11 protein-coding genes are annotated in these 11,470 nt (G+C 57.1%); 8 read left to right on the top strand and 3 right to left on the bottom strand.

Translation table 11 applies throughout. The features are described 5' to 3' along the window. The 5 genes from ACSSV8_RS19400 to ACSSV8_RS19380 all read left to right on the top strand — a co-directional run. Positions 1 to 521 (top strand): hypothetical protein (locus ACSSV8_RS19400; protein ID WP_454283568.1); only part of this gene is annotated, 521 nt, incomplete at its 5' end. Beyond that, a complete protein-coding gene (locus ACSSV8_RS19395) occupies positions 521 to 1,150 on the top strand; it encodes a TRAP transporter small permease (RefSeq protein WP_454283567.1) in 630 nt (209 codons plus the stop codon). The genes ACSSV8_RS19400 and ACSSV8_RS19395, both read left to right, overlap by 1 nt. Then, on the top strand, positions 1,150 to 2,460 hold the full coding sequence (locus ACSSV8_RS19390) for a TRAP transporter large permease (protein WP_454283566.1): 1,311 nt from the start codon (positions 1,150 to 1,152) through the stop codon (positions 2,458 to 2,460). The genes ACSSV8_RS19395 and ACSSV8_RS19390 overlap by 1 nt, the downstream gene beginning before the upstream one ends. A gap of 68 nt (positions 2,461 to 2,528) precedes the next feature. Continuing rightward, positions 2,529 to 2,861 (top strand): hypothetical protein, encoded by a 333-nt coding sequence (locus ACSSV8_RS19385; RefSeq protein ID WP_454283565.1) that lies wholly within the window; start codon positions 2,529 to 2,531, stop codon positions 2,859 to 2,861. A gap of 62 nt (positions 2,862 to 2,923) precedes the next feature. Continuing rightward, entirely contained in the window at positions 2,924 to 3,790 is an 867-nt protein-coding gene (locus ACSSV8_RS19380) for an MBL fold metallo-hydrolase (protein ID WP_454283564.1), read from the top strand. A gap of 6 nt (positions 3,791 to 3,796) precedes the next feature. On the opposite strand, the gene ACSSV8_RS19375 is transcribed toward ACSSV8_RS19380, so the two are convergent. Together ACSSV8_RS19375 and ACSSV8_RS19370 are read right to left on the bottom strand one after the other, a co-directional pair. Then, positions 3,797 to 4,744, bottom strand: a complete 948-nt coding sequence (locus ACSSV8_RS19375) for a LysR family transcriptional regulator (RefSeq protein WP_454283563.1) — start codon at positions 4,742 to 4,744, stop codon at positions 3,797 to 3,799. Positions 4,745 to 4,829: 85 nt separating this feature from the next. Then, the gene (locus tag ACSSV8_RS19370) at positions 4,830 to 5,753 is read right to left on the bottom strand and encodes a LysR family transcriptional regulator (protein ID WP_454283562.1); all 924 of its coding nucleotides are present in this window, start codon (positions 5,751 to 5,753) and stop codon (positions 4,830 to 4,832) included. A gap of 85 nt (positions 5,754 to 5,838) precedes the next feature. Between ACSSV8_RS19370 and tcuA the strand changes: the two genes are divergently transcribed. Further along, positions 5,839 to 7,233: an FAD-dependent tricarballylate dehydrogenase TcuA gene (tcuA, locus tag ACSSV8_RS19365; protein WP_454283561.1), complete on the top strand. Its 1,395-nt coding sequence runs from the start codon at positions 5,839 to 5,841 to the stop codon at positions 7,231 to 7,233. After that, complete coding sequence (tcuB, locus tag ACSSV8_RS19360; protein WP_454283560.1) at positions 7,223 to 8,284, top strand: tricarballylate utilization 4Fe-4S protein TcuB; 1,062 nt, start codon at positions 7,223 to 7,225, stop codon at positions 8,282 to 8,284. Before tcuA ends, tcuB begins: the two co-directional genes overlap by 11 nt. Positions 8,285 to 9,065: 781 nt before the next feature. On the opposite strand, the gene ACSSV8_RS19355 is transcribed toward tcuB, so the two are convergent. Beyond that, positions 9,066 to 10,400, bottom strand: a complete 1,335-nt coding sequence (locus ACSSV8_RS19355; RefSeq protein WP_454283559.1) for a CoA transferase — start codon at positions 10,398 to 10,400, stop codon at positions 9,066 to 9,068. Between the two features lie 434 nt (positions 10,401 to 10,834). Between ACSSV8_RS19355 and ACSSV8_RS19350 the strand changes: the two genes are divergently transcribed. After that, entirely contained in the window at positions 10,835 to 11,134 is a 300-nt protein-coding gene (locus tag ACSSV8_RS19350) for a hypothetical protein (RefSeq protein WP_454283558.1), read from the top strand. Positions 11,135 to 11,470 lie beyond the last annotated feature (336 nt).

Here is an 11,470-nt window from a genome sequence, read left to right as displayed (position 1 = left end):
GATCTCCTTGGCGGTGCCAGCCGCCGGTTGGGTGGGTTTCGTTCACCCGGAGATTACGCCACCTTCAAATTTCCACCACCTTCGCGACACGACCTGAAGCTCTTCAGCGCGGCAGTCTCGATTGCGCCTACCTGTCTATCGAAGGTGCGGGGTTCCTCAAAATAGGTGAAGTCGCGAAATACTGGAGCGACATCAACCTCGGAGCTATCGCTGCCTATTCCAGCTTCGTCTCATATGATACCTATGAAAGCTGGTCTGACGATTTCAAGGCGACCGTTTCCGAAGCTGCGGCAGTGGCCGAAGCCTTTGAAAAAGAAAGCTTCACCCCCCTTGAAGAAGCCACCATGAAAGAAGCTGCCGAACTTGGCGTTGAGTTTGTGGAATTCGAGGATCTCGACAAGGTCAACGAAATTGTGCCGAACATGCTTGATGCATGGGTTGAATCCATGTGCGGTATGGACATGTGTGAAGCGGCTCAATCCACCGTCGCCGACATCAGAAGTGTGATTGGAACCGACTAATGACTCCCGAAGCACCGGCTGACAAGAGCAACGGGCTCAATAACCCTGTCCCGCGAGATCCTCGCGGGACAGGGCCCCTCTGGTTCGTCGAAACCTTGATCGGATACTTGGTAACAGGTGCATTGATCATGTCGGGTCTGTGCATCCTTGTCATTCTTCTCATTGGTGTGATTGACACGGCGGGCAGGGCTTTCTTCAATTCGCCGTTCGTCGGCGCGGTGGAGATCAGCGAAGCGCTGCTTGCGGTGGCGATCTTCTCTGCCCTTGCATACTTGCAACGCACCGGAGGGCATGTCGTCGTCGACGTGTTCAGCAGTAACTACGGACCCCGGCTTAGGAAGTTCGCCACATTTGTGATCCTGACCTCGATGCTGGCTGTTCTGGTCTTCCTACTATGGCGCTCGGGAATCGGTGCTCTGAATGCCTATCGCCATAATGATGTGTCAGCGGGCTTCCTGCGCGTGCCGATTTGGCTAGCGAAGATCGTTACCACGATTGGGCTTGGCGTTGCCGTGACCGAAGCGGCCAGGCAGCTGGTGCGCGCGATCTTTGGCTTCGCACCGCAAAGAACAGGTCCGATTGAAGACGGGCTGGATCCGGCGCAGAACAATATGATGGAAAAACTCTAATGGATCCGACGTTGATCGCATTGTGTTCGATCTTCGCCATGCTCGGCTTGATGGCCTTTGGCCTGCCGGTTGCCGTGTCGATGATCCTCGTTTCCGCATCGGGCATGATGCTGTCCGTCGGTGGGAACTACACACTTACCACCTTCACGACGCTTCCCTACAGCGTCGCTGGGAATTACACCTTTGCCGCGATCCCGATGTTCGTATTCATGGGGATGATAGCCGGCGCTACCGGTATAATCAGGGACATCTACCAAGCCGCCAACATGTGGCTCGCCCGAGTGCGCGGCGGGCTATATATGGCGACGACAATCGCCGCAGCGGCCTTTGGAGCTGTGAATGGCTCCACAATTGTGGGCGCGGCCCTGTTCACACGGATCGCCCTTCCCGAGATGATCGCCTTAAGGTACGACCGTGGCATCGCGGCGGGCTGCATAATCGGCGCGGGCACCTTCGCCGCGATGATCCCGCCCTCGATCACCATCGTTCTTTACGGAGTTTTGACCTCGGAATCCGTTGGTCAGCTTTTGCTGGCGGGGATCATTCCCGGTATCCTGACCGGTGCGGTCTATCTTGCAGGAATCGCCCTTATGGTGCGGATCCGGCCCCGCTGGGCCCCGCCTTCAGCGCAGCGCTACACGCTGCATGAGAAGATAGGCAGCCTCAAGACCGTCTGGCCGATTGCCATAGTGTCATTCATCGTGGTTGGCGGCATATATTCCGGCCTCGTCTCGCCCTCAGCCGCCGGTGCGGTTGGTGCGTTGGCTGTGCTGCTAGTTGGGCTTATGCTTCGGCGCCTGCAGCGCGGCGCTATCATGAACTGTTTTGCCGACACAGCGGTCATCACCTCGGCGTTGTTTTTCATAGTCATGGGCGGTACCGCGTTCTCGCGCCTGCTGCTTGTCACGGGCTTCGTTGATGACGTTCTGGACTTCGTATCCGCCAGCGGCTTTGAGCCGTGGATGGTCATCGCCTCGCTTGTGCTGGTCTATCTTGTGCTCGGCATGCTGATGGACCCGATCTCGATGATGGTCATGACTGTGCCGATCGTGCATCCGCTGGTTGTGGGACTAGGTTACGACCCAATCTGGTTCGCCATAATCATGGTCAAGCTGATCGAGTTGTCATGCATGACGCCACCAGTAGGGATAAACATATTCGCCGTGGTGGGATCGTCACAGGGACAGATTACTACCAAGGAAGCCTATTACGGCGTAGTCCCCTTCGTGGTGATGGAACTGATAGTGCTAGCCATGCTGATGTCGATCCCTTCGCTTACGCTGTACCTGCCGGAACTGATGATACGATAGATCGCTATGGCCACGCTTTTGTGCGATTTGTCATTTTCATCCAATCGCTCCCGAAGAAAGGACTTTTCATGCCTAATGTAACGATTTTCGCGCCTGAGGCAATTCTCTCGCGGCCCAGTGAGACATACGAGACCTTCCTCGAAACTTGCAATGCGCTTTGTATCGACTTGATCAAGGCGGAGCCGGACAAGGTGCATGTCATCTTTGTCGAGACCGGCAAGCACGCTATCGGGCATCCCGGTTACATTGAGGTGAAGTTACGCTCTGGTGGGCTCCGCACGCCGGAGTTGCTGGGCGAGTTCATGGAAAAGCTGGAAGCCGCCTTCGAAGAGGCGTTCGGCGTCAAGGTCCGTATCCGCTGCTTTGCCTACGAGGGTGAGCACATCTTCGCCCGGAACTGATCCGCAGACAACTGATCTGGACGTACCTGATCCGCGGACAGGACGTATCGAGGGGGAGACATATGAAACAGGTTCCAAGCATCTATCACCGGCAGGTGGGAGAGATCACTGTAACTGCTATCTGCGACGGGTATCTCGACACCAATTATGAGATTTTTCACGGAATTACTCCGGAAGAAGCTGACGTGCACATGCGCTCGGCCTACCTGCAATCGCCGCCGCGGATCTGTGTAAATTCATATCTTGTCCGCAACAAGTCTCGCGTCGCACTGATCGAGGCGGGGGCAGGCCATACGATGGGGCCGACGCTGGGATTTCTGCCGGCGCATCTGGGCGTCGCAGGGGTGGACATCGACGAGATCGAGACGGTATTCTTAACCCATATGCATCCTGATCATTCAAATGGTCTGACCGATGCGGAAGGTCGTCGTGTCTTTCCGGCCTCAGAGATAGCGCTGGCCGATGCGGAAATGCGCCACTGGCAGGACGATGCCGCCATGGCTGCAGCGCCCGAACGCAAGAGGGAGCGGTATTTTCGCGCGGCGCGCAAACAGCTCGATGCCTATCGCGACCAACTCCGCCCCTTCACCAGCGAGGCGGAGGTGTTTCCCGGAGTCATCCCGGTGCCGATCGCAGGGCACACGCCGGGACATACGGCTTATCTCATTGCCGATGGGGACGACTCTCTGCTGATCTGGGGCGACACGGTACATGTGCCGCATATCCAGATCCGGTTTCCGCATGTGACGCTGGATTTTGACAGTGACGAAGCTGCTGCTGCGGCGATGCGCCGACGCCTGCTGGAAATGGCGGCGACGGACAAGATTTTGGTCGGCGGCATGCATCTCGATTTTCCTGGGTTTGGTTTTATCGGACGAGAGGGCGACGGCTACCGATTCTTTGCTGCGCCGTGGAACCCGATTCTCTAGTCATCGTTAAGGCTCTACCTCTGACAGTCGCGCTGATGTGAAGGCGCGCGCCTCGTCGTGCAACCAGTCCGCGAAGACATTCAGCGAAGGGTGCAGCACTTCGCGGTCGGGCAGGATGAGCATGTAAGTTTTTTCATCCTGTAGTGTGTGGGAGTGGAATTGAACTAGCTCGCCGTGCACTAGCTCCTGCTCCACATAGAGACGGGGAACAAGGGCGATGCCGAGGCCTGAACGGACCGCCTCGATTAAGTTGGAGAAGGTGTCGAATTGAGCACCGGAGGCGGGGTTTGGATGATCCAGCCTCGCGCCAAGCAGCCAGCGGCGCCAGGCATCCTCCCGCGTGACCTTGTGCAGGAGCGGTGCATCATTGAAGCCAGGCCCGTGCCAGTTGGCGGCCTGCCACTCGTCCACCGGGAAATGCTTCGGACTGGCCATTGCGATTAGTTCTTCGCTGAACAAGGTGGATTGCCGCACGCCTTGCCATTGTGGGTCTGCGAAATGCACGGCTGCATCGAATTCCAGCTCGGAGAAATCGAATGGATCGATCCTGCCGCGGATGTTTACGATGATATCTGAGTGTTGTTTGAAAAACGTGCCGAGTCGAGGCATTAGCCACTTGTTGGAAAAAGTAGGCAGTGCGGCTATCGACAACTCTTTCCTAGTCATCTTGAAATTAACGACGTTTTTGGTGTCGGCTTCCAGCTTGTCTAGCGTGCGGCGCACTTCGATTACGTAGGAGCGGCCCGCTTCTGTCAACCCGAACCGCCCCGCAGAGCGGTTAAAAAGCCGCAGATCGAGGAAGCTCTCTAGCTTGGCGATCTGCTTGCTGACCGCGCTTTCGGAGAGGCACAGTTCCTCAGAGGCTCGGGAAAACCCGCCAAGCCGCGCTGCCGCCTCAAAGGTGATGAGAGCCGTAGTACTTGGAATGAACCGCGCTATGGTCTTGCCTCCCAAAAAAGTCTTGCCAGGTGCCTAAGCCACAGGTACTCGACATTTTACGCCTTGTCGCAGGAAAATTCAACTTCCCGCGGGTGTGGCCTTACACCTCCGCCCGTCGCCGTGCCTCGGCCATGATTAGGTCACGCAGCCGGGCGGCGGCGGGCGGAATGGTGCTGTTACGGCGATAGACGAGGCCGATCATGCGAGTCACGACGGGGTTCATGAGCGGGCGGATCGCGAGGCCGAAGCCATCAATCACTGGTACTGCCGATAGGGGCAGAGCCGCCACGCCAAGCCCCGCGCGTACTAGCTCCAGCGCGGTGGAGGTCCGGGGCACCTCGTAACTCCAGAACAACGATAGGCCTTCGGGGGCGAGAGCCCGGGCTATTAGCGCCCGGTTGCCGCTACCCTGACTGGGCAGGATCAGCCGCTGGCCAGAAAGCGATCCCCATTTCAGCGGGCCGGAGGATTGCGCCAGTGGGTGATCTGGCGGCAAGGCCAGCACCACCTTGTCCTCGAAGAAGGGTTCGAACAGAAGTGCTCCATCGGGTGGAGCCCAGGAGGAAACGCCGAAATCGGCCTGGCCGTCCTCGACTGCTTCGGCCACCTCGTTGGCGAGTAGGTCGAGAATGCGCACCCGTGCCTCGTTCTTGCCTGCGGAAAACAGGCCGACCGCCGGGATAACCACTCGCGCAATTGAGCTGGGCACCGCTGCGACGGTGACGATAGCTCGGTTTTGAAAACTGAATTCTGCAGTTTCGTCCTTTAGCTCTCGTATCGTTTCCCGAGCCTCATCTAGCAGGCCTTGCGCGCGGGAACGCAGCCGTTTGGCCGCAAGAGTCATTCGGACGGACCGAGTGGTGCGGTCGAACAGTTGCTCGCCAAAAGTTTCCTCTAACTTTCGGATACGCCGAGTCAGAGCCGATTGCGACAGGCCCAGATGATCCGCCGCCGCAACGAAAGAGCCGGTTTCGGAAAGGACGAGAAAGGCCTCAAGATCGGTGAAATCAAACTTTATGCGCATAGCGGCATAATCTAGCTTTTTTTTGCATTTATCAATTGTAATCGTGGCCGATATGGTCGTCGCTATGCAGCAAGGGGACATGCGAATGGGTCGGTCAGACACGGAATATGACATCGCAATTATCGGGGGTGGCAACGCCGCGCTTTGCGCCGCGATCACAGCAGCAGGGGCGGGTGCGAAGGTCATTATTCTTGAAGCGGCGCCGAAGCCGTATCGCGGCGGCAACTCCCGCCACACGCGGAACTTCCGCTGCAAGCATGAAGGTCCATTTTCCGTTTTGGTAGACAGCTACAGCGAAGAAGAATACTTCGACGACCTGCTTCAGGTCACTGGCGGCCAGACTGACGAGAGTCTTGCCCGCATAGTCATCCGCCAGTCCGAAGAATGTCTGCCCTGGATGGAGGCGCATGGCGTTCACTTCCAGCCTTCCCTGTCCGGCACGCTTTCGCTAGCCCGTACCAACGCATTCTTTATGGGCGGGGGAAAAGCGCTTGTGAATGCCTATTACCGAACCGCTGAAGCGATGGGTGTCGAGGTGCATTACGACGCGCCGGTCACGCACGTGGCGCTGCATGGCCGGCGCGTGACACGGGTCGATTACGAGCTTCAAGGCGAGCAGCGCAGCATTGCACCGCGCGGGGTCATAGTTGCTTCGGGCGGATTTCAAGCTGATATCGACTGGCTCGCTGATGCCTGGGGGCCGCCAGCCCGTAACTTCCTGATCCGAGGCACGCCCTATAACCGGGGCACGGTACTTCGCGACCTTTTAGACCAAGGCGTGTCCTCGGTCGGCGATCCGACCCAGTGCCACGCAGTCGCCATAGATGGACGCGCGCCGAAATATGATGGAGGTATCGTAACGCGGCTCGACTGCGTGCCCTTTTCCATAGTGGTGAATAAAGAGGGCAAACGCTTCTACGACGAGGGCGAGGACGTTTGGCCAAAGCGCTATGCCATCTGGGGCCGGCTGATCGCTGCGCAGCCCGACCAAGTGGGTTATTCGATCATCGACGCCAAGTCCTTCCCGCTTTTTATGCCTTCGGTATTCCCGCCAATTATGGCAGACAGCCTCCCTGAATTAGCCGAGAAGATGGGCCTGCCGGGAAAAGAGCTCATGGCCACGGTTGAAGATTTTAACGCCGCCTGTGGCGATGCAGCAGGCTTCCAGCCAATGGAAAAGGACGGCGTGGCCACGACAGGCATCGAGCCGGCGAAGACCAACTGGGCAAGACCGATCACAGAAGCGCCGTTCTATGGCTACAGCCTGCGAACCGGCGTCACTTTCACCTATCTCGGGCTGAAGGTTGACGAGAAGGCTCAGTGCCAGAATGAGAGCGGCCCGATCGAAAACCTCTGGGCGGCTGGCGAGTCCATGGCCGGATCGATTCTTGGCAAAGGCTACCTTGCTGGGTTTGGCATGAGCATCGGCACCGTATTTGGACGAATCGCGGGCGCGGAGGCCGCAAACTATGTACGATAATCCCCTAGAAGAAGCCGGCCGCCAAGCCCAGATATGTAACGCTTGCCGCTATTGCGAGGGCTACTGTGCCGTGTTTCCCGCGATGCATGCGGAGCGCGCCTTTGCTGAGGCCGATCTCGTCCAACTGGCGAATCTCTGCCACAACTGCCAGAATTGTTACTCGGCCTGCCAGTACACCGCCCCACACGAGTTCGAGCTGAACCTGCCTCGAGTTCTGGCGGAGCTGCGGCAGGAAAGCTGGGAAGAGGCGGCATTCCCGGCGGCGTTCGGACGGGTGTTCCATCGCTCCGGCACCATGCTGGCACTGGCGCTGATCGTCGGCTTTGGCCTGCTCTTTCTTGCAGCGCGCAATCTGCCGGGTGGGGGCGAGGGTTTCTATTCCGTTCTGTCGCATAACGCGATGGTAGCGATCTTCCTGCCCGCCTTCATCCTACCCCTGCTGGCGTTGGGCGTATCCCTGCGCCGCTACTGGAAGCGGATCGGCGGTGCACGTATCAGGCTGGTCCATTTGAAAGACGCCTTTGGCTCCGCTGCGACGATGCGCAACCTCACCGGTGGCCATGGCGACGGCTGCAACTTCGAGGACGAGGACCGCTTTTCCCACGAGCGGAGAACGATGCACCAGGCGGTGATGTATGGCTTTCTTTTGTGCTTCGCCTCGACATCATTCGCGACGATAATGCATTATGCTTTCAACATGCCCGCGCCTTACAGCATCTTCTCCCTGCCCAAGCTCTTCGGTGTAACGGGTGGGATCCTACTATGCTTCGGCGCTCTTGGCCTGCTGCGTCTGAAGGCCATAGGACGGCCGGAGCTTCAGGCTCCCAATGTCCGTGGTGGTGAGTTTGGTTTTATTCTGCTGCTTTTCGCTGTCAGCGCCTCGGGCCTATTGCTATATGCCCTCGGAAAGACCCCCGCGCTAGAGCCGCTGCTCGCCCTACACCTTGGAGCCGTGCTGACATTCTTCGTGCTGACACCGTATTCAAAAATGGCCCATGGCTTCTTCCGCCTCGCCGCCTTGGTACGCGATGCACAGCGGAAGCTGGGGTAGAGGGTATCTACGGGTGTGAAACCGATGCCGTTGGGTGAATGTGAGGTGGTCCCTAAAAACTGGACACTGATGGTGTAAATGCCTCATCCTGATTTGTGGCAAATTGTGGTTGGTGCAATAGATTAGAGAGGTATCCTTGGAAAATTTTGACGGTGACCGTAGTAGATTTAACGAAGTCATTGTTTCGCCTGCACGGCGCAGCTGCGGACGGCTCGGTTTTTTTGTAGCAAAGCAATCGTGTGCTCAGCTCCAAAAGTTCAAGAAGCGTCATAGCAGCTGCCGGGTCGCTATGGAGACTTGTGTGGCAAATGGTGGAATAATTATTGATCGGCTGCGAGGTCTGCTTCTTAGGGATGAAGCTTTAACAGAATTCACGACGTAACGGACAAGCCTGCGTTTTTTTGATGCTAAAGGGCAGAGAAGGTTCGACATACGACCCACTCCCTCCGCCATTTGCCACAGCGAAAGCGTTCTCCCCATCTGTCCGGGGCCGGATTTTTCCGTTGTTTTCGGGGGTTGTGCGGAAGGGGCTGTTAACCGGAACATTCCTCATAAGGCCGGAAAGCGTTCTCTCCGGGCCGATATTCTCCAGACCTGTTAACCGCGTACAGTCCGGTTCAGAGCCCATGCTATTGAAATCAGGAGATTTAAACTGGATGCGCCCCGGGCGCGGTTTGCAGTTCCGTTTGCCAATCATGTTCGCCGTTATGTCCACCCCATCAGTTCTCGGTGGAAATCAACATGCTGTCGAACGTTCGAATAGCGGGCGCTCTAGCTTTTGCTATGACGACCTCCATTCAGCAGAGTAACGACGCAAATGCCCCGCAGGATAGTTCCAGCATGCATCTTTGCCTTCAAGCGAAACAGGGAATTTGATACGACGCGCTGGACCCCAGCCCGTCATTTCTATGTCTGGCGCATAATCGGCGTCCGTTTCCCGGGCCGAAACTGTGGCCGCGTTTCCGACAGGGTGAGAGACAAGCAACGCTGCCGTTCGTGCGAGCGAGAGGCGTGCGGACATTACCTGTCCTGTCTGTTGACGAAGGCGAAGGGCCCTCAGGACAGCTGCAGCTATCAGGTAACCCGTTGCATGATCTAGCGCCTGAACGGGCAATGAAACCGGGCAGTCCCGTTCAAACTCCTGCTGACCTTGAGCCGCAATCCCACAGCTCATCTGGACAAGACTGTCGAATCCCCGCCGTCCCGACCAGGGACCAGTCCATCCATAGGCATTCAACGTCACTTGGATAGCCGCAGGCGCGTGTCGGTTCAATGTGTCTTCACCATAACCGAGCGCTTCTAAAGCACCTGGGCGATACCCATGAACAATCACATCGGCCTCAGGCAGTAACCCTTCAAAAACTTTCCGGTCATCCAACTTGTTCAGATCAAGGCCAGAGCACCGTTTGCCTAGCGTGACTTCTGGTTCAATAGCCGGCTCGTTCCAGTCGGGGGGATCTAGTCTTAGGACCTGGGCGCCGAAAGCTGCAAGGAACCTTGTTGCAACAGGTCCGGCGAGGACGCGTGTCAGGTCGAGAACGCGCAACCCAGCCAATGCAGCCGGTTTTCTTGTGTTACCGATTTCGGTCCAAGCGATCAGCGCCTCCATGGTAACGGCCTGTCCTTGGGGATGTTGGCTCCATGTGGCGAGATCGTGCATTGCAGCTGCTGCTCCCTTTGCGTCGACGATAGCAGCCTCCAGCTCCGTCTTTTTCCATGCTTGAACGCGGTCTGCGACAGCTTCACGATCTGGCGGGCAATCCAGCACTGAAAGCGCGGCTGCGCGATGATGCGGGGCATTGGTATGCAGCTTGATCCAGCCGTCAGCCGTACGATAGTCACCCGCGATCAAGTCCCATGCCGATGGAAGCTCCCACCCAAATGGGCGCAGGGTCGTGGCGAACCATTTCAGGGTCAGACGTTGATCGAGTGTGGCAGACCTTGCGCCGACCAATGCCCCAAGTTCTGATGCAGCGGCGTGAACTGAAGCGAACGCAAGTTCGGACACCTCAAAGGCTGATCGAAGACGCGCGGGCGATAGTTCCTGCACGCGAACCTCAGGTGTAAGCGCAATACCCAAGCTGTCAGCAATTTCGGTTCTGAAAAGATGTGTCATGTCTGCTTCCAAGTTTGGTAACAGGAGCCGGACACTGATGCTACCTCAATCTGGATGGTCATAATCAACTTGAAAAAGTGGAATGGATCAATTTTGCGACCGCCTGTGCGATGCTTGGGGTGAAGCGTCAACCCCTGTCGTCTATTTCAACTGAGATCGCTTGAGGGTGCAAGTTGACGAGGCTGATGGGCGGCGTAATCTTGTGGGTTCACAGGACGTAGAGCGATTGGCCCTCAATAACCGTCGCCCCCGCTCCAACGTCCGCTTGGCAGCTCAAGCTATTCGGTGGGACGACCCGGTTTAGGGCGCGGCTATCTTAGACGTCCGGGACGGCATCCCGTATTTCGGTGGCCGCCCGGCAACTGAGTGTTCTGACAACATAACCCTGAAAGTAGTGATGGCACAAGGGCGACTCGCTCTTGAAAGTGCCGAGTGTGCTCGATTGGTTCACCAAGGTCTACAGCCCGGATATCAGGAGCAGCTGCTACAGGACTTCGCTGTATGCTTCGGCCTCCGAAGCCCTTCTTTTCTTCGTCGAGAAGCCCAACCCGACCGAAGCGGGCAAGCTGATAGATGGCTTCGCCGCTCTTTACTTCTGCGGATTCTTCGCTTGGAACTCTGAAATGGTGGCGCAGACCTCCGGTATGGCGAGCTTCTATCTGCGGGCCGTGTGGCTTAACAGCATACTGTGGGGTGTCGACTATTTTCAGGAGATCCGGATCTCGTCGCCTTGAGAGAATGGTGATGACGGCTGAATCTGAATGGACGCCTTGGCAGCCCCAGAATTTCAGCGCGATTGAACCGCAATGCCGAAAAAATATCCATTGCTGTCGAGCACCGCCACAGCCGGTGTTTCATGCTCTGGATCAAGATCACTACGTCGTCCAGATGCCATTTTTTTTGATGGCTCTGGAAATGCCGTCCTGATCCGTTTTGGCACTTGGGCTCCGATTCTTCCAACAAATGCCTAGATAGATCGTAAGCATCCGGCGTAGGCCACAACGAGGTCAACGCGCGCGGTCGCGGTCCATTTCGATGAGCTCTTGCAGGTTTTCAATCCCGAACGGAGT

It is taken from the genome of Roseovarius sp. MBR-79 (assembly GCF_053628555.1).
This window is presented reverse-complemented; position numbering and strand designations above follow the sequence as displayed.